The organism is Bacillus sp. JJ1773 (assembly GCF_036962035.1).
Lineage (GTDB): Bacteria > Bacillota > Bacilli > Bacillales > Cytobacillaceae > Cytobacillus.
Window position 1 is genome coordinate 75,556 of record NZ_JBALNX010000039.1, and the last position, 22,587, is coordinate 98,142.

Genomic DNA, 22,587 nt, shown 5'->3' on the forward strand with positions numbered 1-22,587 from the left:
TGAAACCAATGGGGAGAAATGGGGGGAAATGGATAATACATCGGGTATTGAGAGATGAGAAGCTACTATCGGAACATTTGCCCGAAACCCAATTGCTAACGGAAGAATCGTTATGGGAGTTACTTGACCGCCATAGAGTAGTAATAGTGAAACCATGTATGGGACGTTTCGGATATGGTGTCATACAAGTGTCTAAATTAGGAGAGGACCATTTTCAAATTCACAATCAAGCTAAAAAGATAGCCTTCACCAGTAGAGATCAAACATATCGATACCTAATGGATCAAAAACCGAAAAGGAAGTATTACGTTGTTCAACAGAAAATCCCTTTGGCTCATATCGATGGAAATCCTTTTGACATAAGAGTTATGGTACAGAGAAGAAAAGGTTCAACGGAATGGAACGTAACAGGTAAGGTTTGTAAAGTTGCAGCTGAACATTTTATTGTTACAAATGTGGCCAGAGAGGTTTTAACCATAGAGGAGGCTAGCTTTCGTTCTTCATTATTCGTGGTCCCTCTCCAATTTATTTTATCCGAAATTGACAGAGTCTCTCTACTAACTTCCGTTACATTAGGTAACTATTATTCTGGCCAACTTACTTTCGGACTTGATGTAGGATGTGATCAGAAGGGACATATTTGGATTATTGAAGTGAATCTTGCCCCTTCTCTTGTCCCTTTCAGACTTTTAAAGGATAAATCAATGCTGAGAAAAATCAAAAGCTTCTATAAACGGTAGAAAAACATTGTTAATGCAATGGTATTAGTTAATTAAGGAAAAAGGACGAGTCCATAATGGATCATTACAAAACATGTAAGATCAACCTTTTAAAAACTTGAAACACGGTTAGCATAAGATTGCTCCACGCTGGGTAATCTTTTTTTCTCAAGGTGGGGTAGAGTCAGGAAAAAAACGCGGTTACAAAGTTAAGCCCAATTCCCCCATTTTTAACATCGCTAAGAAATTTGTCTACCATTAGTATAAGGTTGCCGATTCGAAAAAAACGCAACAAATTCATTTGAAGTTGTGCTAACATGGCAATACTAGATTTAGAGAATGGAGATGATATCCAATGAAAATAAATCAATTAATTGCCAACAATATTAACCGTTTAGATGCCGTCTTGCCGGAAGATCAGACGCTCGGAATTGCTGGTTTATCCGGATCTGGTAAAACTACATTTTGTCAAACCATTGGTGAAGAATCCAAGAAGCGTCTCGTTTCCTTATTGCCAAAGGCTGAATATCAGTACTTATTTCCAAATATTATGGAAACTAATTTCAGTGCCATCAAGATGGAAGAGATGCCTTTAGTACTTTTTCTCGGAAGATCATCCATTTCTTCCAATCCGCGTTCAACAATTGGCACGCATACTGGCGTATTTACAGAGATTCGTGGAAGACTTGCCGAAAAATACGATCTTTCCCCAGAAGTCTTTTCATTTAATAATGAATTAGGCTGGTGTCCTAAGTGTAAAGGCCGCGGTACTAATAATAATGTCGAATGTCCAAAGTGTGAGGGAAGGCGCTATAATCAAGAAACCCTGCAATATACGATTGAATTATTGGATCAGCCACATAATATTTCCGATATCAATAACTTGAGCGTTGAAACCATTCTTTCACTAGCAGATGCTCTAAATCTTAGTGAAGGGAAACAAAATATTCTTAAAAACATTATCAATATGAATATTGGTTACTTAACATTAAATCGCATTATGGGTACATTGTCAGGTGGAGAATTAACACGTCTTTACTTGGCAGAGTTTATGGCAGTAAGTGAAAATACCGTTATTATTATTGATGAAATCTCTGTTGGTCTTGATCACCAAACACTATTGAACATTTTAGAACAGATTAAACATTTAGGCTTTAAGAATCAAATTTGGCTCATTGATCATTCAGACACAGTGCTCGATACAACGAATGAGCAATTGTTCTTCGGACCTGGCAGCGGAAAATATGGTGGAAAAATTGTAGAAGTATCTCCTCGTCCCGAGCCAATCGTTCTGGAACGAAATCAAACAACGCCAACAGAATACTATCAATTTCATGATTTATATTGCCGGAATATCCAAATGGCAGAATTTCAGATTCCAAAAAATAGACTGGTAACCGTTACGGGTGAATCAGGATGCGGGAAATCTACACTTATCAATGAATGCATAGCTCAAGATTTTCTGAAGCGATACAAGAAAGATAAACTCGTTATGGTAGGTCAAGATCGAAACCAATCGATTACGAGCCGGTCAACTGTTGCAACTTTTCTTGATATTAAAAAGAAGCTCACAAAATATAGTGAAGATATTGATGATATTTTTCTGCGCTCGATTGAAGATATTATTGATGAACTGCCAAAAGAAGACATCGTACATAAACGCTTAAGCTTATTAATCAAACTTGGACTTGGTTACTTGACATTAGAAAGAAAAACACAGTCTTTATCAACTGGTGAATTTCAATGTGTCCATTTAGTTTCTGAGTTGTTTGCTAACTCAAGAAATCCACATACGCTTTTTATATTTGACGAACCTTCAAAAGGTTTATCACAAAATATTTTAAATCAATTCATTGATAGCATAAGAATCATTCTGCAAGATGAATCCGTCTCTATCATCATGATCGAACATAATTCATATATGCTAGCAAACTCCGATTTTATCGTTGACTTTGGTAAAAGACAGCTTGCACCTGTGGAGCATCTTGATGTTGTCAGTCACGATGATTATTATCGTCTTAAAAAAATCGATGCGACCGCTGCACCATCGCCTATTTCTTCTACACTCAAGCAGCAAAATGGAATTACCTATTTAAAAGAAAATCATATTGCCTACTTTAAAGAGGCAGAAAACGTCTATAAGGGCGGCATCTTAAAAAGCTTATCATCAATGGCCCGCTTAATTTATGGTGAATACGAATCTGACAAAATCGCACCTGTGATCGCAATTGATTTAGAAAGACACTTGTATAGTCAATATAGTTTTCTCTATGAAATGGGTGGATTGATCAACTATATTGTAGCAGCTCATCCGACTAATAAAGATACGAGGAGATTTGATTTCTTTTCTCCGGACAATCATTGCCCATCATGCTCAGGACGTCTTAAGATTGAAATATTTGATAAAGATCTTGTCATTCAAGACAAAAATCTTCCATTCTGGGATGGTCTATTCTATCCAGAAATAATGGAAGTATTAAAATTTTATCAATATCCAAAGTTAGAATTTCTATTTGAAGAAATTAAGAATGAACTTGGTCAAGATTTAACAAAAAGCTATCATGAGATGTCAGATGAAGAAAAGCATACATTTTGGTACGGGTATTTTGAAAAGTCATTTTATGATAAGAAAGGCAAGGCACGTAGAACATGGGTCGGTTTTAATACGATCCTTGGTATGTATATTGTTGTTTCAAAATCAATCATTAAGGAGCAAATGAAAGCTTCTAAAGAAATGATTACATGTCCAATTTGTGAGGGTACTGTTTTAAACCATCATAAACCGCTTAAATTTGGAGATATAGATATTCGTGAAATAATCAATCAGCCGATTGACCAAGTATTGAAAATAACTGGGAACTTACCTGAACTGGAAAAATTGAAGTCTATTGTAGGCGGAGATATGATTTTGACAGAAGACGTCTCTCTGCTGCCTAGGGAAACACAAGTCGCGCTGAAAATGCTTGAACTAGAACTAGCAAGCTTTACGGGTTATGAAATGGTATTACAAAATGTCTTACCATTCTGGGGCAGTATTAGCGGCAATATCGAATCCATCAGCCTTAATAATCGAATCACCATCAGTGATTTTGCCAATATCACTGAGACGAGAGAAACGATCATAGATAAGTATTTCACCAATGGAAAATACAAAAAACTAACTTATGTCTATGAAGCGTTTGGCTACAAAAAATTAATTACCCAAATTAATAAAATTAAAAAAAGCCATCCATGTCCATTCTGTAAAGGGAAGAAAGTGATATCAGAAGATAATCTCCATGATGGCGTGTTTAAATTAACCATTCCATGTGTAAGTTGTTATGCAAGTGGCATCAATGATGATGGCCTAAAGGAGCTTGTTGATGGCATACAAGTAAAAACATGGTTAACTGGAACAGTAAGTGATGTTGTAGATGAAGGCTTATTAACAGAAGCTGTTGCACATATTCCCATTTTCAATCGTATACGTGAGTTGAATAAACGAGATATGATGGCAGTGCATCAATGCCTTGAGCAACATAATTAAATTAGAACACGTTGTTGTTCTAGTCCGAGATAAATTCGCATTTTTACTGTGTCACGGAGGGATAAAAGCCTAGGAGAAAATGTAACAGTTTTCTCTCAGGCTTTTTTTGCTTTTTGGAAAGAATAAAATTGGAGGTGTTTATTAAATGAATACAGATTGGATGAAAGTATTTGTTGCTGCTTTCTTTGAAGCTGTAGGACTAAAACTTGTTTCTTAATAAATATATTGAAGGATTTATTGTTATATAAGTGTTTTGGTCATTATAAGGTCCGTTTGTTCTTCATCACCCATATAAAAGGAGTGAGCCCCAGTTTGAACAAACCCCATTTTCTTATAAAAAGCAATAGCATTTTCATTTTTTTCCCATACGCCTAGCCAGATTTTCTTTTTCTTACGATCCATTGCAATTTCCATAGCTTGATTTAGCAGATATTTACCAAGCCCATGTTTTTGGAATTTGTTCTTTATGTAGATCCTCTCGATTTCAAATGATTCTTTACCCATTTCTTCAGACTGTGCTTCATTGGTATTGACCTTTAAATATCCAGCCATTTCATTATGAAAATAAACAAAAAAGAATTCCGAAGACATATTGGATAATTCTTTTTCTAATTGTTTTAAGTTAAATGCTCTTTCCAAATAGGCATTCATATTTTCGGGTGAATTCTGATCTTTAAATGTATCGTTGAATGTTTCAATACTTATTTCTTGGAGTGTTTGTAAATCTTCATGGGTACACTTTTTTAACTTTATTGTCATTTAGATATGGCTCCTTTATATATTTAGTAATCTCTTTTGTTTCCCTTTTTTATTAATTCCCAGTCTTTTTCAATATTTTTTCTTACTCTCTGAAGGAGGTTGAAAATGGTTTCTGCTTCTCTTTCGGAGAATCCTGTTAATGCGACACTATTCGAATGATCATGTTCTTTTTTTATGAAAGGATAAACATTTTTTCCTTTTTCAGTTGGAAAGAGTTTTTTTATTTTTTTGTTATGTTCATCATCTTTCTTTTCAATAAAGCCATTCATTTCAAGTTTTTTAATAGCACGAGCTGCAGTTGTTCGATCAACTTTTATCATCTCAGCTACCTTTTCTTGAATGATTCCAGGGTTTTCACATATTCGCACAAGGTACAAATACTGCCCTTTTGTAAGGTCATATTCTTTAAATTCGATATTGCTTATTGAATCTAATGCTCTTGCTATCATTCCAATTTCACGAAGAATTTCCTTCATAATTAACTCCTTAGGCACATATTTTTGTTGCATATGCAATAAATTTAGCATATATTAAATTTAACTTAAATTTGTTGTATTTGCAACAAAACACAACGATAAAGAGGTCGAGTGGAGTGAAATATGTTTATTTTGTATTAGGAATTTTAATATTAACCTTTGGTATTTCTTTGACTATACAATCAGATCTTGGAACATCACCTTTTGATGCACTTTTGGTAGGACTGTCCATAAATGTGGGGCTTACCGTGGGAAGTTGGGAAATCATTATCGCTTTCATATTAATCTGTTGTAATTCACTTTTAAAAAGACAAAGGCCTGAAGTTCTGGGGTTATTAACAGCATTTATAACAGGTGTCGGTATTGATATGTGGCTTTTATTATTACACAATTTGATAACACCTGAACTATGGTTCAACAAAGTTGTTTGTTTTGGAATCGGCTTAGTTGTAATAGGATTTGGAACTGCCATTTATTTACACACAAATTTTGCACCAATACCAGTTGACCGATTAACAATAATCATACAAGAATTAACTAAAACAAATATATTTTTTTCGAGAACATTCATTTACCTCGTATTCTTGATCATGGCATTGATTTTTAATGGGCCGATTGGCGTTGGCACTTTATTAACCGTTTGTTTAGGCGGGCTAATACTTAATTACTTTATGCCAGTCACTAAAAAAATATTAGACCGCAAATTAACACATTCTCGTACTTCATCAAATTATGATAAAGAAAAAAGCCATTCAATATAGAATGGTTTTTGTTTTTCTTGCTACCTGCAAGTAGAGTTAAGAATACCGATTTAATAGCGTGAGGAACTCAGCCTGAAGCATTATTGTAATTTTTTTCGAAGTTTTCCGCTGCATACAGTGCTTTCAAGTCTTGTGCAATATCACCCGGTCTGTTTCCTTCTCCAATAATATATCCTTCAAAAGTTGTCCCTACAAAGTCAAAGATATGTTGAAACTGCTGAATCATTGGTAAACCTTTAATGTATGGCTGATCTCCACCCACTGCAATGACATATGCTCTTTTCTGAGACATTTGCTTTTTAAAATCGGGATACTTTGTGTCTCTTAAAGTCTGGGACCAACGATCAATAAAATTTTTCATTATTCCTGTCATGCTATACCAATAAATCGGTGTAGAAAAAATAAGAATATCGTGCGGAAGAATACGATCAATAATGACGTTGTAATCATCATTCACTTCGGGAAATCCCTCCTCTGCATGCCGCTTATCTACTATCGGTTCAATTAAATATTCCTTCAGATATATTTCTTCCACAACTAAGCCTTGAGTCGCTAACTTTGTTAACGATTCTGTATTACCGTTTGGACGGCTTCCACCGTAAATAACTGCAATGGTCATCAGTAATTCCTCCATTTTGTAGTTGATTTGTTAGTTAGTATTTACTATTTTATAATGAAACTCAAAAACAATAAAACGGATTATTTCGATTGAATCAATCGATAATTACGATTAAGAGGAGGAGAGCGAATTGGAAATCAAACAGCTGATTACTTTTAAGATAGCCGCAGAAAATTTGAACTTTACCCAAACGGCAAAAATATTGAATTTTGCACAATCAAGTGTAACCGCTCAAATCAAAGCCCTTGAAGATGAGATTGGCAAACCCTTATTTGAGCGTTTAGGAAAAAGATTGGTTTTAACAGATGCCGGATATCAATTTAAAACATATGCTGAAAAAATGATTCGATTAAGTGAAGAAGCCATTACGGCTGCAAACGGAGAAGAAGAACTATCTGGTATTCTAACAATAGGGGCTCAGGAGAGTCAGTGTACCTATCGATTACCTCCAATTCTTAAAGAGTTCAAGGCTGTATTTCCAAAAGTTAAACTCGTATTTAGACCTGCACATTCTGACGAAATGGCGAGAAAGCAGCTTATGGAGGGATTATTAGATGTTGCTTTTATTATGGATAAAAGCAAGCCTGAAGGATCGTTAAGAGTGGTGCAACTTATCAAAGAGGAGTTAAAACTAGTAATATCACCAAACCAACCTAAATCAGCGTTTTCAATAGATAATCTGAAGCATGAAACTCTATTACTTACAGAAGCTGGTTGTTCATATAGAAATATGTTTGAAGAATCCCTAAATTCTCTTGGAATCTACCCATTAGATAAAATAGAATTTGCCAGTATAGAGGCCATCAAACAATGTGTGATTGCAGGGTTGGGCGTGGCATTACTTCCTGAGATGGTTGTAAAAAAAGAACTTGAAGAGGGACGATTAAAGGAATTACCGTGGAATGCTTCCTCATCACCGCTTTATACTCAAATTGCTTGGCATAAAGATAAATGGATGACACCACCTTTAGATGAATTTATTAACCTAACTCGTAAGATGTTTCAGTCTGTATAACATGATTTATTTTTACTTCGTGTCATGAGAATAAAAACATGTTTTTCAAGAAGAAATTAGATATTATTGGTTAGAAAAAAAGAAATGTCTCTAAAAATGAGACATTCTCTCAGATTGATCTAGAGTACAACCTGCTTTTTAAAAAACAAAATTGTAATGTGACAATAAAGTAATTTAATTTTTGGTGTAGCGATACTGGACGGACATTTCAAGTGGAGAAAGCCCGCGAAAAGTCCAACCAGTGATGCTGGACGGACTTTTCAAGAGGGAAAAGCCTGTGAAAAGTGTACTTCTTTGCACTTAAAAGTAAAACAATAAAGTCGTTTAAAATCTGAGAGCTTTATTCAAGAACGCGCCTGACTGTTGAGGTATAATCCCCTACTGCATCTTTCCTTAATGTGAACAGATAAGGGTATAAAAAAAGCTGTTATTTGAGTTTAGCAAAAATAACAGCTTCAAATATTTATTTTGCCCCTGCTTTTAACAAAATTTTTTCAATTTCTTTAAAGCCTTTCTCACGTGCATGTTGTAAAGGAGTCACCTTATTATTATCTGGAATGTTCACATCCGCCCCATTTTCTATCAGCAATTGCACCGTTTGCTGCTGCTTTTCGTCTCCATCATTCAAAATAATTGCTTCTAATAAAGCTGTCCAACCAAGATTATTGACATGATTCACATCAATATCCGTATGGGTAAGAAGTTCTTTGATTACATCCACATATCCATGTTCTGAGGCAGGGATTAAAGCAGTTCCCCCATACCGGTTTGTAATCGCCGGATCGGCCCCTGCTTCAATCGTAAGTTTTAGAATATCTATATACCCTTCCGCTCCAGCATACAGGAAGGGATTGTTTTTCATATCATCCTGGATATTCACATCTGCACCCGCCTTAATCAATACTTTTGCGGTTTCTACATCATTGTTATAGGTTACAATCATAGTGGCAGTCCGTCCTTTTGAGTCTTGCGCGTTGATATTCGCACCTTCCTTAATGAGTCTGCTTATGGCGACTGCCTTTCCTTGTTCTGCTGCTTGAAGCAACTCTTTATTTAATCCTTCGCTCATGATTTCTTTCTCCTTTTCTTGTTTTTTCGGTTCTCCGCTATTGTTAGACATACAACCTTGCAGCAAGAGAATACATCCTATAAATGCGATCATCCACTTCCACATAAATATACGCCTCTATTCTAATATTGTTGCTCCGTTCTTTTTACCTGAGGAGTGAAATTATATTCTTTCTCTTGGAGAACATGTTCCGTTAAAATGCTATTTATTTATTTCCAAAGAACAAGAACTCGATTGCCAATTTCATGAATTCTTCGTGACTCATTCAAAGTAAATATTAAATATGATTTTTTTCACTAATGTTTTTTGTTTTCCATAGCTGTTCTAGCACAATTACGATGATCGTACCAACAATGAGACCATTGCTTAAAAAATATTGGAGAATCGTAGGCAGACTCTGAAATATTCCTTTAGGAAGATACATTATTCCAAAACTGATTAGCAATGTGATTCCTAATATAGTTAACCGGCGTTGATCTAATTCGTCTTTCAAAAGGGACTGAAACGAAATCCCGATCATTTGGACAAAGGATGCTAAACTTACGGCACAAGCAATAGGGGCGGGAAGCATGGCTAAGAAGTTGACGATCGCCGGAACACAGGCTATACCTGATAAGGCTAAACTTGCTACCAGGAAAGGCATCATTCGTTTTTGCCCGGTTAATCGGATAAAGCCTGCCGATACTGGCAATGGCACAATTCCAATCGTAGAAAAAAGAGATGAAAGAACATGTGTAATACCGCCTGCCCAACTGGCGCGGTTAATGGTTTGTTTTTCGGATTCCCCTGATTCCGGAACTGCTTGTTTTACAGCCGTAACGGCCGCTATTGTATTAGAGACTACAATAAACGTAAAGATAATGGAGGTTATAACCATTCCAGCATTTAACTGCGGAGTCCCCCATGCAAAAATTTCTGGTAATTTAATAAAGGAAGCCTGTGTGGAAATCGTATTAGGGGTTTTTCCCAATAAGAAATATAGTAACCACCCAATTAAAATTCCTAACAGCACGGAGTAACTTTTCATCCATCCTTTTCCTTTAATTGATAGCACAATCACTAAAACAAATACGCCAAATGAAATCGCTGCTATTCCATAATCCAGGTTGAACTGTTCTTGTATTCCGAGCATTCCCTCTAAAAATACACCACTTAGTTGAAGAGTCAGAATCAAAAGAAAAGAACCAGTAACTAAAGGAGTGAACAAAAACATCAGCCGATTAACCAGGCCAGTTATACCGAGAATAAATAGTAAAAATCCCGTAACTAGCAAGCCACCTTCTAAAAGCTGTAATGTTTCTGTCGTACTTTCCCCCTGCTGAATCGCCATACCCGCTAAAATGACAAATACACTGACCCATGAACCTGCAGGACCGTCAGCGATCGGATATCGATGTCCGAGCCATCCTTGTATAAAAGAGCTTATGCCCACCACAAAAAAAGTTCGTTGCATCAATTCGGAGATTTCCTCTATCGTTAAATGAAATACTCCTCCGATTACGATCGGTAATGCAATGGAAGTGGCCAGCAAGAAAAAAAACCATTGAAATATGCTTAAACCGCTGTAAAAACGTAGTTGCTTCATATTACCTCACCCTTATACATGATGTTTATTATTGAGACTTCCAAGTGATAATAGAAATGAGTTCTACATGGCTGATAAATAAGGGGCTCCAACAAGAAAAGCTTATATTTAAGTATCTCGATGTTCTATCCAACATTTGGAAAATCTTGAAAAATCATCGCTGTTAAAGCCGTTTCGAGAAATTTCTTTTTATCTAGAATCATGATATCTTAGAATGAAGTATATGAAAAATATAAAAAAAATTAATTTTACTTAAGTTTTTCATATAGGAGGGATGTTTTTCCACTGATGGATATTAGACAACTGCGATATTTCATAGCTATTGTAGAAGAAAGAAAAATTTCCGCTGCCGCTCAAAGACTTCATATCTCCCAGCCTCCGCTAAGTCAGCAGCTGAAAACAATGGAAGATGAATTGGGAACGAAATTAGTAGAGAGAAATGGGAGATTTTTAGAAGTGACGGAAGCAGGAAAATCATTATATAAGTATGCGCTACAAATGACTCAGTTAATGGAAGAAGCTAGAATGGAAGTAAAGGAAGTCGGAAACGGGGTAAGTGGAAGATTGACGATTGGTATCAATACTTTTTCGGTAGTCGAATTACCAGAGTTACTTCACCAATTCCACAAAAAATATCCTAAAGTTACTTATAAAATTCATCAAAATGAGTCAGTTCATCTTTGTCAACTGGTGAGAGACCGAATTGTAGAACTGGCGATTATACGTTTACCGCTCGACTTAGATGATTTTTCAGCAATCCATCTTCATACAGAACCTTTTTACTTCATTACTTCAAATAAAGACGAACCTTTTAATCATCAGGTTATACTTGCAGACATTCAAAATCGCCCTCTGATTTTACCGAGTACAGAAGGACTAGGAGTCCATTATATGATTTTAGAAGCATTTTCGAAAGCTCAACTGCATCCGAACATTATTGCAGAGTGCTCTGACATCTCCCTTTTATTAGATTTAGTCGCTTGTAATTTTGGACAAGCTATTGTTCCGGAAACCGTCATTAAACAATACAAAAACTACAATATCCAAGCTTTCAAAATTAAAGATACAGAGCTATCTGCATCTACGGGCTTAATATGGCTGAAAAATCATTATCTATCAAAAACCGCTCAAAACTTTACAAACCTATTAACTGATTACCTCCAGCAAAACACGGATTACAGTGTTAAGGATTAAAAATCCCAATCTCTCAGTGATATAAATGAGAAATTGGGATTTTATTATTCAACAATTATGTTTATAGCACTTTAAATATCAAGTAAAACAAGTGCTTCAAGATCAACCCTGTTCAAGCTCTTCGAGTGTCTCTGGTGCACAGACAGAAAACCTTACAGCCCGCTCTGGACAACTAAATTCGATTCACCCTTCTCTTAATTTGACCATGTTATACCAGCTTACTCCACCATGTTTTGATTCAGACATACCATGGTTAACAAATCCAAATTTTTCATAAAAAGAAACTAATTCTTGTTTACATGTTAATGTGATTCCTTCTCTTTCGTTTTCTTCTACAAGCTCTTCCATTTTCTCAATTAAAATCTTTGCAATTCCTTGATTTCTAGCCGGTTTGGATACTGCTAACCCTAAAACACTCTGATATCCCCCTCTTTTCGGGTTCTCTTTGATTTCCTTAAAAAGATTATCAGTTATGTAAGGTTGATTAATAATAGGGCCATTAATATAACCAAGTATTTCCGCTTCCTTTTCTGCCACAATAAAGGTATCAGCTATCAGCTGAATCCTTTCTATAAATGCTTCTTTTGTAGCAGCTTCTTCTTGTGAAAAGCCTTCTTTCTCAATAAATAACAGCTGTTCTAAATCTGTCATTTGAACATTTCTTAAAGTAATCATCTTGTCTATCCCCCTTTACTATTCATTATAAATAAATCTTTAGTATTTCTACTTTATTCTCAATCTGGTCTTAATTTAACCTCATCTACTTTTAGATCCATTGAAAATTTCTTCTTAACCCTGCTACGTTGCATTAAATACATAATTTCACAATGTCTTCTAAAATTTAACCTAGATATCTAAGTATTGTTCAACAATCTGGGGCTTAATATAAAGAAGGAACGTAATTCTTGCTGTAGAAATGCGCCCTATTGTAAAAGTATCTAGTTTAAGCTAGACCCTTAAAGTTTGTACTGATTTGTACAAGATGTTTCTTATTTCCCTGTTTCACTAAATTGCTTAATCCGTTCACCAATTTCGTCACGAACACGCTGAAATTCAGACCACACTTTTCCGGCCGGATCATCAAATCCCCAGTGTTCACGCTTCACATGTGGCGGTGTAATTGGACATTTATCAGCAGCATCTCCACATAATGTAACCACTAAATCAGCATTATTTAAGATTTCAGGATCAATAGTATTTGATGTTTGACTGGAAATATCAACACCAGCTTCCTGCATGGCCTTTATAGCATTCGGGTTTAAGCCATGTGCTTCTATTCCAGCACTGTATACCTTCCACTCATCACCTAAATATTTCTTTGCCCAACCTTCAGCCATTTGGCTGCGGCAAGAGTTTCCTGTACACAAAAAATAAATAGTTTTTTTAGACATGATCTAATTCCCCTTTTAGTAAAGTAATAATGCTGCATACAGACCTAGTAAAGTGATAAATAGAATAGGAATTGTTAAGATAATCCCTGTTTTAAAATAGGTTCCCCATGAGATCTTAACTCCTTTTTGAGATAAAACGTGGAGCCATACTAAGGTTGCTAATGAGCCGATTGGGGTAATTTTTGGACCTAAGTCGGAACCGATCACATTGGCATAAATAAGAGCCTCTCGGATTGTGCCGGAAGTATTTGTTTCGGCAATCGCTAATGCATCGATCATGACAGTTGGCATATTATTCATCAAAGATGATAAGAAAGCCGCTATAAAGCCCATACCTATCGTTGCAACAAATAAACCTTGCTCAGCTGTTGCTTGAATGACGCTAGCTAACGATTCAGTTAGCCAAGCATTTCCTAAACCGTATACGACCACATACATCCCTATTGAGAAAAAGACAATTGCCCAGGGAGCACCTTTTACAACTGTTTTTGTATTAACCGCATTACTTCTTCTTGCCATCAATAAAAAGAAGATTGCAATGCCCCCTGCAACAAGTGAAACAGGGATTTGAGTGTATTCGCTAGAAAAGTAACCAATCAGCAATATCCCAAGAACATACCAGGACAGTCGAAACATTTTATAGTCCTTAATAGCTTCTACAGGTTTTCTTAATTTAGATAAATCATACGTACTTTGAATACTTTTTCTAAAATAAATTAATAAGACAGTAATCGTTGCTACTATTGAGAAAAGGTTAGGAATAATCATTCTTGAAGCATACGCTACAAATCCAATGTTAAAGAAATCAGCTGATACAATGTTGACTAAGTTACTTACCACAAATGGAAGGGAAGTCGTATCTGCAATAAATCCACTCGCCATAATAAATGGAAAGATCATCTTTTCTTTAAATTCCAAATTACGAACCATCGCTAAAACAATTGGTGTCAAAATTAAGGCAGCTCCATCATTTGCAAATAGTGCAGCAACGATAGCTCCTAAAATGCTAATATAGACAAACATTTTAATTCCATTTCCTTTTGCAACTCTGGCCATATGTAGTGCTGCCCATTCAAATAAGCCAATCTCGTCTAAAATTAGTGAAATAAGAATGATGGCTACAAATGATAATGTCGCATTCCATGTAATTCCGATAACTTCAAGTACATCATTAAACCCAACTACACCTAATAATAAAGCTATAATAGCCCCGCCACATGCACTCCAACCAATATTTAATCCTTTTGGCTGCCAGATAACGAGAATAAGTGTTGCTATAAAAATTATTGTTGCTGCTATTGCTGTAATCACTAAATTAACCTCCATCACTCTCACGGTGTACACACTTTCTCTTATTAGCAGCAAGAGCTACTTGTTTCTCCATTAGGAATCACACAACAAGTAGATTCTACTTTATGGACATCACTATCAGCTCTTGTAAAGAAAAACTCCCACTCATTTCTGTCTGGATCGGTTACCCAAAATTTATCTTGTACGGCATAACAACACGTTGTATCCATTTCATCACGTGCGAAAAAACCTTCTTTTTCGAGTCTTTCCTTATGAGCTGTAATTTCTTCGCTCTTTTCAACCTGAAAACCGAAATGGTTTACCTGATTCCCGTTCACTTCATCTCGAACATTTAGTGTAAAATTAAGTCCTGGACTCTCTAGTAAGAATTTCGCATAATCAGCCTTTACTTTAACAGGTTCTACTCCGAATACCTTTTGATAAAACTCAATGGATTTCTCTAAATGCGTAACGTTAATTCCAACGTGAACATATTTCATAGATTTATTCCTCCTAAGTTTTGATAAATCAAAAAAAGTTGATGTAAAGCGCAAAAAAATTAGCAGCAGCTTCCTTTTCCAGTTTTTCTAAATACACAACAAAGTTCCTCAGATAATAAATTGTTAACTTCATCATCATTCAAATCATAGAAACTCCATGTGCCCTTTGTTTCCTTTCTTATTAGGTTTGCATCTAATAAAATTTTCAGGTGATAAGAAAGTTTTGATTGGGTCATCCCGAAAGTTTCTGTTAAATCACACACACATGTTTGTCCTTTTTGACAAAGTTCATACATGATTTCTAATCGTTTCTGATCGGCTAAGGCTTTAAATTTTTTTTCATATTGCTTAAATTGATTTACCATTAAAGTCATATACAATTTCTCCTTTCATCAATTTTTTTTGATATTTAAAGTAAGTATAAACAAAATCATTCTGTATATACAAATAGTAAATCAATTTTTTTTGATTTATTATACAAATGCAAGGGAGATACGTCAGGAAAAAGCGATTTACTATGTTAAAGCCGGATTTCCCAGTATTAATACTGAGAACTTGATTCCTTTCTGTTCCTCCATAAACTCCTTAAATATATAGCATAACAATTTCGATTCAACGATTGATCAATTATATTGTATATAACTTTACATAATTTAAAGAGTATTCCGTATTTTTGGTTTACAAATTTGGCTTCATTCCTCTTCTACGCCTTTAGATTGAGGCTAGTTATTCCATAATACTAGCCTCAATTCAAATGTAACATATATTCATATGGTGTTATTCCATATACTTTTTTAAAATGTTTGTTTAAATGGGTTAAATCAACAAAATCACATTCAGCTACTGTTTGATAAATATCTCTATTTGTATCTATTAATTGCTTAGCTCGTTCAATCTTACAGTTGAGAAAGTATTGGTATGGTGTAATACCAGTATGGGACTTGAACAATCTAATAAACTGAAATTTTGATAGATGAAGCTCTCTACTAATCTCATCAAGTTTAAGAACATTCCCTAAGTCAGAACGAAGCATATCCTTTGCTTTTCTAATAAACGTATTATCTTTCTTCAAATTAGTTGAAAGACTTGTTTGAATAAGACTATCTGTGAGGGATATGAATAGTTCACTACATAACGCATCATCTTTTTCAATTAATATTGCATTAGTTAGACTTAACACTCTTTGCTCAAGTGTATAATCATACACAACCGGGGCCTCGAAACTTACAATATCCTTTTTTCCTGAAACCTCTAAAAGCAATTGTGGATCAATATATAGCATCACATAATCAAGGCCTGTCTCATCGTGTGCCATTCCGTCATGTGCCTGCTCTGGATTAAAAAGCATCACACCATTCGGATACGATAATTGTAAACTGCCGTCCAAATTATAATGTTGAATACCACGCAATGTTACACCAATTGCATACTCCTTATGAGAGTGCTTTTTATACTTAAAATCAGTGAAACTAGCCGACAGGGCAGTAACACCAGCTGCTTTCTTATAGATAAATTTATCCACTTTACTCACCTCTTAAAACACTACACTACCCTATCCATATCATGATTGTAGCATAAACTAAACCTAGAGCCATGATTACATTAACCATCCTTGTATGCTTTTGTAAAAACTTCTTGAGGATAGCACCGAAAAGAACCCAAGAAATAAATGCTAAAAAGCCAATGATCGTTATGACGATAACACTTATTGTAACGGCAGGCATATCGGTATAGTAGGGCAAAACAAAGCTAGGGATAACTGTCAATGTAAATATAACTACCTTTGGATTTAAAAACTGCATAAGAAAGCCGGCAGTAAAAGTTCCATTGTTGTTTTCCGGTGATTCTGATGTATCCATTTTATAGATTTGATAAGAGAGATATAGCATATATATCGTTCCGATAATCTGCATGCCTATTAAAATTTTTGGAATAACAGTTATCAGCACTGCATTCAACATCGCGGATATACCAAGTAATAAACCAAAAGCAATCGTTGCTCCGTACGTATATTCCATTGCCCTTTTTGGTCCATAATTATGCACAGTGGATAAAATGACAATGTTCGTAGGTCCCGGAGTAAAAGTCACAATAAAACAGTATATGATAAAAGATGTAATATCCATGATGAAAACTCCCTTTCAGCGTTTTCATATTAATATACATCTAAAAATTTAATGGGATATAGTATATTATTGCAGGATTAGATATTTGTTTTATTGAAACCCTTATTGGCAAAATAATAAATATCCTTTAAAAAACGCGATTTAATATTTGCTATAGCGGTTATATAGTATAACTTTTTCAATCCACCTCCTTAATCTAGGGGTAGGGTAAATAAAGTCTTTTTAATAAATACAGAGATTTATATTAACTTATTAAATCATCTCTACCTATCCGTTTTAAAAATTTATAAAACGACTCTCGCTTTTTACCCATTTGCGAATAGATAGCGATAACCTTTTCTACAGTATCGTACAATTCTTCTGGCGTTAAATTCTCCTTCAGCAAAGAACCGACCTCGGCGTCTTTCCCTTTTGCTTTTCCACCAACATATAAATTGTAATGGTCTCTAATTTTCATAACACCTATGTCGCTTAACATGGGTTCACCGCAACCAATGGGACAACCTGTATAGGCAACTTTTAAGGTAAAGGGAACAGCTCTTCCAGCAATACGGCGATTTAATTCTTTTGCTACCGGCATTCCTTCCTCTTCTTCTCCTTTGCAAAAATTGCAGGTTCTTAAGCTTTTTACGAAGTTTCCAACTGGATAACATGCTAATCCAACATTTTGAAATTCTTCTATAATATCTTCTTTTTTGGCTTCCGGGATTTCTATATAGAGTTGTTGGAAGGTGGTTAACTCCAGTTCCTCCTCTTCATTCATATATTTTGATATTGTCACAAGTTGCTTCGCGTTGAGTTTTGCTCCGTACCCTATTCCCCCATTTATGGCGATCTTAATTTTTTTATCATTATCCTCCATATAACTTTTCCTCCTTTCTTAACCATCTACTATACGCTAGTATGGTATAAATTTTACCGATACGAGACCTGCCACTAAATATAGTGACAGGTGATATCGACTATTTTATTTTTCTAATTTCACTCTTTGTAAACGCAGTGCGTTTAACACGACCGACACGGAACTAAATGCCATTGCTGCACCAGCTACCCATGGTGCAAGTAACCCTATTGCTGCAATTGGAATCCCAATGGTATTATAGGCAAATGCCCAGAATAAGTTTTGTTTAATATTACGCATCGTTTTGCGGCTCATTAAAATCGCATCAGCAATACTGTTTAAGTCGCCTCGAATTAGTGTAATATCCGCAGCTTCCATGGCAACATCTGTCCCTGTACCAATGGCCATCCCAATATCAGCTGTAGCTAGTGCTGGTGCGTCATTAATCCCATCGCCGACCATTGCCACTTTTTTGCCCTGTTCTTGTAGTTTTTTCACTTCTTCTGCTTTACCCTCAGGAAGCACTTCTGCAATAACCGCATCAACGCCTACCTCTTTACCAATTGCTTGGGCTGTACGTTCATTATCACCTGTCATCATAATTACTTTGATGCCCATTTCTTGTAATCGGCGTACAGCTTCCTGAGATGTATCTTTAATCGTATCTGCTACGGCAACTAGCCCTGCATATTGCCCATTAATATTGGCTAGCATCGCTGTTTTCCCATTGCGCTCTAATTCTTCCATCGCTGGGAGAACGGATTGTATATCGATCCCATATTGTTGCATAAGTTTACGCGTTCCAATGACAACCCCTTGACCTGAAACAGTCGCCTGCACCCCATAACCTGGGATCGCTTCGAAGAATTGGACATCACCAAGTTCAATGCCTTTATCTTGAATGCCTTGAACGATAGCTTGTGCTAATGGGTGCTCTGATTGCTTTTCCGCTGCACCGATCAACGATAAAAATTTCGTTTCGTCTTGACCATCTGCTACTAAAACATCCGTTAGGACAGGTTTACCATGTGTGACAGTACCTGTTTTATCGACTACTACTGTGTCAATACCTTGAGTTTGTTCTAAGTGTTCGCCACCTTTGAACAAAATACCAAATTCTGCAGCACGACCCGAACCAGCCATAATGGAAGTTGGTGTCGCTAAACCAAGTGCACAAGGGCAAGCAATTACAAGTATGGCAATTAACACTTCAAGTGCTGGTGTAAACTCACCTGGTTGAACAAATATAATCCATACTAGGAAGGCAATGATAGCAATCCCTACTACGATGGGTACAAAAATACCTGAAATTTGATCCGCCATCCGTTGGATTGGTGCTTTTGAACCTTGTGCATCTTCTACTACTTTAATAATTTGGGCTAATGCTGTATCACGTCCAACCTTTGTTGCTGTCATTTTGATGAAACCATTTTTGTTAATGGTTGAGCCGTATAATACGTCACCTTCTTTTTTATCCACTGGTAAACTTTCACCTGTTAACATCGATTCATCAACAGATGTTGTTCCTTCTACTACTTCACCATCAACAGGAATTTTTTCACCTGGCTTCACTAAAATTGTGTCACCTATTACTACCTCTTCTAAAGGTATTTCTTTTTCAACTCCATCACGTATGACGATAGCTGTTTTTGCCTGAAGCCCCATCAATTTTTTGATCGCTTCTGATGAACGGCCTTTTGCTCTTGCTTCAAATAATTTTCCTAAAAGAATAAGTGTAATCAGTACTGCACTGGTTTCAAAATATAAATGTGGACTGTGGTGTGTTCCAGCTGTAACAATCGCTTGATATACACTATAAAAATAGGCCGCTGAAGTACCCATAGCAACGAGTACATCCATGTTTGCACTACCATTGCGAAGTGCTTTATAGGCACCCACATAAAACTGTTTACCGATAATAAATTGTACAGGTGTTGCCAATAACAATTGAAACCATGGATTCATTAAGATGTCTGGTACGTATAAAAACGATGTAAAAGAAAAGTGCCCAACCATCGTCCATAATAGCGGTAACGATAAAATCGCTGAAATAATAAATTTACGTTGTTGATCTTTAATGTGCTTTTCACGGTGGTCGACTTGTTCTTTTTCGTCTTGCTTTTGGTGCGCACCGTAACCTAGCTTTTCTACCTTCGCAATGATGTCTGCAATCGCTACCTCCGAAGGATTAAATTCGATCGTTGCTTTTTCAAGTGCTAAATTGACGTTCGCATTTGCAACACCTTCCATCTTATTTAATCCTTTTTCTATGCGCGTAGCACATGCGGCACAGGTCATTCCGGTAATATCAAATTCCGCTTTTTGTTTGACAACACCGTAGCCAAGTGCTTCGATTTTCTTTTCAAAATCAGCTTCACTTAGTTTCGAAGGGTCATATTTAATCGATGACTTTTCAAGGGCTAAGTTAACGGTTGCTTGCTCGACACCCTCCATTTTATTTAGCCCTTTTTCAATACGTGTTGCACACGCTGCGCAAGTCATTCCGGTAATTCCAATACTCGCTTCTTTGGAAGCTGCACTTTTTGCTGCTGAACTCATGAACTTTCCACCTCTCAAATACCCACAAGGGGTATATTTGTTTGAAAATGAGAGAGTGCTGCGATAGCACTCTTATTCCACCTCATATCCTTGGTCTTCAATGGTTTCTTTAATTTTATCAAGGGATACTTGCGATTCATTAAATGTCACTTCAACTTGAGCATCATCTAATTTTACATTTACCTGGCTAATACCTTCTAATTGACCAACGCTACCTTCTATTGAATTCACACAATGCCCACATGACATTCCTTGTACTTTTAATGTTACATTTTGCATACCTTTTCTCTCCTTTAACGAAATGTTATTCAGCGTGATATACACCATAGGGGTATATACAAATTAAAAAAATTTACTTTTTCATTAATTTTTGAATGGTTACAACCAATTCATCGAGTACCTCATCATCACCTTCTGAAAGACGATCTACGACACAACCTTTAAGATGACCTTCTAAAAGAATTTTAGCTACACTATTTAATGCAGATTGCGTAGCAGAAATTTGTGTTATCACATCATCACAGTAAACGTCTTTCTCTATCATTCCTTTGATGCCTCGAATTTGCCCTTCGATACGATTTAATCGAGTGGTTAAATCCTTCTTTACTCGTTCTGGATGATGGCTTTTACGACAAGACGTAACATCCTCAGTATGGCAAGCTACTTCATTCGCTGTGTTTTCCATTAGCTCAACCTCCAATCTTGATTTTATATTACCATACCCATGCTGGGTATGAAAAGAAATAAACATAAATATTTTTTATCAGTATGCTAAAACCTTTTTTGAACCCGATTGTAAAAAGGAAACTACTAGCTGAATGGATTTCTTACGAAAATCGCTGCTGCCCATTTATAAAATTCTCACTATATGTAAGTGGTGAAGCAAACTCTATAAGATAAGAAATAACAGGAAGTAAAGTAGTCAAAAATCTACTAGGAGAAGAATTTCTTTTAGCATAAGCATCTTTCCTCTAAATCTTTCCGGTTTGGGGGATTTTTAAATTAAGCTAAAAATTAATTATGATAATATTAAGTAAGAATTCCTGTTCAAATTAAATATTTTCTTAAAAATCACTTATTACATAAGCCTCTTATTTAACAACTTTACAGAAAGTCTTTTTAGGGGGCGGTAAGAAGGGGCATCCAAATAATGATTTCTAGAGAAAAATTAGAAAACAATCAAGTTTGGCTATATGTCATTGTACTACTGATAGCAGCTGGATTTGGATTAATAGTTCCTGATTTCGGAGCACAATTAGATGCAACAATTTCTTTTATCATTGCTATTTTAATGTATAGTATGTTTTCGCAAATTCCTTTTACTTCTTTAAAAGAGTCGTTTGCTAATCGTCGTTTTATTTGGGCTTTATTAACGGTTAACTATATTGCAGTTCCTATTGTGGTGTGGCTTCTATCCAAGTTATTACCCGAATATCCACCGTTATTGCTTGGGGTCTATTTAGTTTTACTTACACCTTGTATTGATTATGTGATTGTTTTTACAGCCCTAGGGCGTGGTAATGAAAAGCTTATTCTTATTTCTACACCTATTCTCTTCATTACTCAAATGCTGCTATTACCTTTGTATTTATTATTGTTTATTGGGGATGATGCAGCAGAAATAGTAGACCCTGGTCCATTCCTTGAAGCATTCATTGGTCTTATCGTTATCCCTTTAGGACTTGCTATTGCCCTACAGATATTTGCAAAAAAATCACTTGTTGGGAATAAAATAATAGATATATCGGCATGGCTTCCCGTCCCATTCATGGCTCTTACTCTTTTTGTTGTTGTATCGTCTCAAATAGGCAAATTATCAACATATATTGACCTAATTATCAAAGTAATTCCTATATATATTGCTTTTATGATTATTATGCCTATCATTTCTAGGTTTATTGCAAAATGGTTCAAGCTTGATATTGGTTCAGGTCGTGCACTTATATTTAGTGGAGCTACACGTAATTCGCTTGTAGTTCTTCCTCTTGCTTTAGCCTTACCAGATAATTTAAGCACATTAGTAGCAGCCATAATTGTGACACAAACAATCGTTGAACTTGCAGGTGAACTAATTTATATTCGATTAGTACCCAATATACTTTTACGTTAAGAAACAACTTAATTCATATGTCTTCTAAAAAGCCCCCCTGCATCGTA

Annotated in this window: 22 protein-coding genes and 1 pseudogene; 6 read left to right on the top strand and 17 right to left on the bottom strand. The window is 35.7% G+C overall.

Annotation, left to right across the window (positions count from 1 at the left end; all coding sequences use genetic code 11):
- The first annotated feature begins 8 nt into the window (after positions 1-8).
- Entirely contained in the window at positions 9-740 is a 732-nt protein-coding gene (locus V7127_RS10605) for a YheC/YheD family protein (RefSeq protein WP_335485704.1), read from the top strand.
- 334 nt (positions 741-1,074) lie between these two features.
- A complete protein-coding gene (locus V7127_RS10610; protein ID WP_335485707.1) occupies positions 1,075-4,245 on the top strand; it encodes an ATP-binding cassette domain-containing protein in 3,171 nt (1,056 codons plus the stop codon).
- Between the two features lie 240 nt (positions 4,246-4,485).
- Here V7127_RS10610 and V7127_RS10615 read toward each other — a convergent pair whose 3' ends face one another.
- Entirely contained in the window at positions 4,486-5,004 is a 519-nt protein-coding gene (locus tag V7127_RS10615; protein ID WP_335485710.1) for a GNAT family N-acetyltransferase, read from the bottom strand.
- Between the two features lie 23 nt (positions 5,005-5,027).
- Complete coding sequence (locus V7127_RS10620; protein WP_335346679.1) at positions 5,028-5,480, bottom strand: MarR family winged helix-turn-helix transcriptional regulator; 453 nt, start codon at positions 5,478-5,480, stop codon at positions 5,028-5,030.
- A 116-nt stretch (positions 5,481-5,596) separates the two neighbouring features.
- On the opposite strand from V7127_RS10620, the gene V7127_RS10625 reads away from it, so the two are divergent.
- Positions 5,597-6,241, top strand: coding sequence for a YczE/YyaS/YitT family protein (locus tag V7127_RS10625; protein ID WP_335485713.1), 645 nt, complete (start codon positions 5,597-5,599; stop codon positions 6,239-6,241).
- Positions 6,242-6,308: 67 nt separating this feature from the next.
- On the opposite strand, the gene V7127_RS10630 is transcribed toward V7127_RS10625, so the two are convergent.
- Entirely contained in the window at positions 6,309-6,860 is a 552-nt protein-coding gene (locus V7127_RS10630) for a flavodoxin family protein (RefSeq protein ID WP_335485716.1), read from the bottom strand.
- 130 nt (positions 6,861-6,990) lie between these two features.
- Between V7127_RS10630 and V7127_RS10635 the strand changes: the two genes are divergently transcribed.
- Positions 6,991-7,875, top strand: coding sequence for a LysR family transcriptional regulator (locus V7127_RS10635; RefSeq protein WP_335485719.1), 885 nt, complete (start codon positions 6,991-6,993; stop codon positions 7,873-7,875).
- 463 nt (positions 7,876-8,338) lie between these two features.
- Here the strand turns inward: V7127_RS10635 and V7127_RS10640 are convergent, their stop codons facing one another.
- Positions 8,339-9,049 carry an ankyrin repeat domain-containing protein gene (locus V7127_RS10640; protein WP_335485722.1) on the bottom strand — a complete coding sequence of 237 codons (711 nt, stop codon included), beginning with the start codon at positions 9,047-9,049 and terminating at the stop codon, positions 8,339-8,341.
- 172 nt (positions 9,050-9,221) lie between these two features.
- Positions 9,222-10,529, bottom strand: coding sequence for a purine/pyrimidine permease (locus V7127_RS10645; protein ID WP_335485725.1), 1,308 nt, complete (start codon positions 10,527-10,529; stop codon positions 9,222-9,224).
- Positions 10,530-10,817: 288 nt separating this feature from the next.
- Between V7127_RS10645 and V7127_RS10650 the strand changes: the two genes are divergently transcribed.
- Entirely contained in the window at positions 10,818-11,723 is a 906-nt protein-coding gene (locus V7127_RS10650; protein WP_335344986.1) for a LysR family transcriptional regulator, read from the top strand.
- A 102-nt stretch (positions 11,724-11,825) separates the two neighbouring features.
- Here V7127_RS10650 and V7127_RS25875 read toward each other — a convergent pair.
- From V7127_RS25875 to V7127_RS10705, 12 genes and pseudogenes are all read right to left on the bottom strand, one after another.
- A pseudogene (locus tag V7127_RS25875) lies at positions 11,826-11,897 on the bottom strand (hypothetical protein); the annotation flags it as partial.
- 9 nt (positions 11,898-11,906) lie between these two features.
- A complete protein-coding gene (locus V7127_RS10655; protein ID WP_335485728.1) occupies positions 11,907-12,398 on the bottom strand; it encodes a GNAT family N-acetyltransferase in 492 nt (163 codons plus the stop codon).
- 314 nt (positions 12,399-12,712) lie between these two features.
- A complete protein-coding gene (gene arsC, locus V7127_RS10660) occupies positions 12,713-13,114 on the bottom strand; it encodes an arsenate reductase (thioredoxin) (RefSeq protein WP_335485731.1) in 402 nt (133 codons plus the stop codon).
- 15 nt (positions 13,115-13,129) lie between these two features.
- Positions 13,130-14,425, bottom strand: a complete 1,296-nt coding sequence (locus tag V7127_RS10665) for an arsenic transporter (protein WP_438823994.1) — start codon at positions 14,423-14,425, stop codon at positions 13,130-13,132.
- A 44-nt stretch (positions 14,426-14,469) separates the two neighbouring features.
- Entirely contained in the window at positions 14,470-14,904 is a 435-nt protein-coding gene (locus V7127_RS10670; protein ID WP_335485735.1) for an ArsI/CadI family heavy metal resistance metalloenzyme, read from the bottom strand.
- 59 nt (positions 14,905-14,963) lie between these two features.
- Positions 14,964-15,269 (bottom strand): arsenical resistance operon transcriptional regulator ArsR, encoded by a 306-nt coding sequence (arsR, locus tag V7127_RS10675; protein WP_335485784.1) that lies wholly within the window; start codon positions 15,267-15,269, stop codon positions 14,964-14,966.
- 380 nt (positions 15,270-15,649) lie between these two features.
- Entirely contained in the window at positions 15,650-16,426 is a 777-nt protein-coding gene (locus V7127_RS10680; RefSeq protein ID WP_335485786.1) for an AraC family transcriptional regulator, read from the bottom strand.
- A gap of 25 nt (positions 16,427-16,451) precedes the next feature.
- On the bottom strand, positions 16,452-17,030 hold the full coding sequence (locus V7127_RS10685; protein WP_335485738.1) for a LysE family translocator: 579 nt from the start codon (positions 17,028-17,030) through the stop codon (positions 16,452-16,454).
- A 244-nt stretch (positions 17,031-17,274) separates the two neighbouring features.
- Positions 17,275-17,892 carry a nitrite reductase gene (locus V7127_RS10690; protein WP_335485742.1) on the bottom strand — a complete coding sequence of 206 codons (618 nt, stop codon included), beginning with the start codon at positions 17,890-17,892 and terminating at the stop codon, positions 17,275-17,277.
- A gap of 105 nt (positions 17,893-17,997) precedes the next feature.
- On the bottom strand, positions 17,998-20,430 hold the full coding sequence (locus tag V7127_RS10695; RefSeq protein ID WP_335485745.1) for a heavy metal translocating P-type ATPase: 2,433 nt from the start codon (positions 20,428-20,430) through the stop codon (positions 17,998-18,000).
- Between the two features lie 72 nt (positions 20,431-20,502).
- Positions 20,503-20,709, bottom strand: a complete 207-nt coding sequence (gene copZ / locus V7127_RS10700; protein ID WP_335485748.1) for a copper chaperone CopZ — start codon at positions 20,707-20,709, stop codon at positions 20,503-20,505.
- Between the two features lie 73 nt (positions 20,710-20,782).
- Positions 20,783-21,115 (bottom strand): metal-sensitive transcriptional regulator, encoded by a 333-nt coding sequence (locus V7127_RS10705; protein ID WP_335485790.1) that lies wholly within the window; start codon positions 21,113-21,115, stop codon positions 20,783-20,785.
- 465 nt (positions 21,116-21,580) lie between these two features.
- On the opposite strand from V7127_RS10705, the gene V7127_RS10710 reads away from it, so the two are divergent.
- A complete protein-coding gene (locus V7127_RS10710) occupies positions 21,581-22,540 on the top strand; it encodes an arsenic resistance protein (protein ID WP_335485750.1) in 960 nt (319 codons plus the stop codon).
- The last annotated feature ends 47 nt before the right edge of the window (positions 22,541-22,587 follow it).

Excerpts from the sequence above, each read along its gene's own strand:
- V7127_RS10605 (WP_335485704.1), top strand. The coding sequence starts at position 9 with ATGGGGAGAAATGGGGGGAAATGGATAATACATCGGGTATTGAGAGAT.
- V7127_RS10610 (WP_335485707.1), top strand. The coding sequence starts at position 1,075 with ATGAAAATAAATCAATTAATTGCCAACAATATTAACCGTTTAGATGCC.
- V7127_RS10615 (WP_335485710.1), bottom strand. The coding sequence starts at position 5,004 with ATGACAATAAAGTTAAAAAAGTGTACCCATGAAGATTTACAAACACTC.
- V7127_RS10620 (WP_335346679.1), bottom strand. The coding sequence starts at position 5,480 with ATGAAGGAAATTCTTCGTGAAATTGGAATGATAGCAAGAGCATTAGAT.
- V7127_RS10630 (WP_335485716.1), bottom strand. The coding sequence starts at position 6,860 with ATGACCATTGCAGTTATTTACGGTGGAAGCCGTCCAAACGGTAATACA.
- V7127_RS10640 (WP_335485722.1), bottom strand. The coding sequence starts at position 9,049 with ATGTGGAAGTGGATGATCGCATTTATAGGATGTATTCTCTTGCTGCAA.
- V7127_RS10645 (WP_335485725.1), bottom strand. The coding sequence starts at position 10,529 with ATGAAGCAACTACGTTTTTACAGCGGTTTAAGCATATTTCAATGGTTT.
- V7127_RS10650 (WP_335344986.1), top strand. The coding sequence starts at position 10,818 with ATGGATATTAGACAACTGCGATATTTCATAGCTATTGTAGAAGAAAGA.
- V7127_RS10655 (WP_335485728.1), bottom strand. The coding sequence starts at position 12,398 with ATGATTACTTTAAGAAATGTTCAAATGACAGATTTAGAACAGCTGTTA.
- arsC (WP_335485731.1), bottom strand. The coding sequence starts at position 13,114 with ATGTCTAAAAAAACTATTTATTTTTTGTGTACAGGAAACTCTTGCCGC.
- V7127_RS10670 (WP_335485735.1), bottom strand. The coding sequence starts at position 14,904 with ATGAAATATGTTCACGTTGGAATTAACGTTACGCATTTAGAGAAATCC.
- arsR (WP_335485784.1), bottom strand. The coding sequence starts at position 15,269 with ATGGTAAATCAATTTAAGCAATATGAAAAAAAATTTAAAGCCTTAGCC.
- V7127_RS10685 (WP_335485738.1), bottom strand. The coding sequence starts at position 17,030 with ATGGATATTACATCTTTTATCATATACTGTTTTATTGTGACTTTTACT.
- V7127_RS10690 (WP_335485742.1), bottom strand. The coding sequence starts at position 17,892 with ATGGAGGATAATGATAAAAAAATTAAGATCGCCATAAATGGGGGAATA.
- V7127_RS10695 (WP_335485745.1), bottom strand. The coding sequence starts at position 20,430 with ATGAGTTCAGCAGCAAAAAGTGCAGCTTCCAAAGAAGCGAGTATTGGA.
- copZ (WP_335485748.1), bottom strand. The coding sequence starts at position 20,709 with ATGCAAAATGTAACATTAAAAGTACAAGGAATGTCATGTGGGCATTGT.
- V7127_RS10705 (WP_335485790.1), bottom strand. The coding sequence starts at position 21,115 with ATGGAAAACACAGCGAATGAAGTAGCTTGCCATACTGAGGATGTTACG.
- V7127_RS10710 (WP_335485750.1), top strand. The coding sequence starts at position 21,581 with ATGATTTCTAGAGAAAAATTAGAAAACAATCAAGTTTGGCTATATGTC.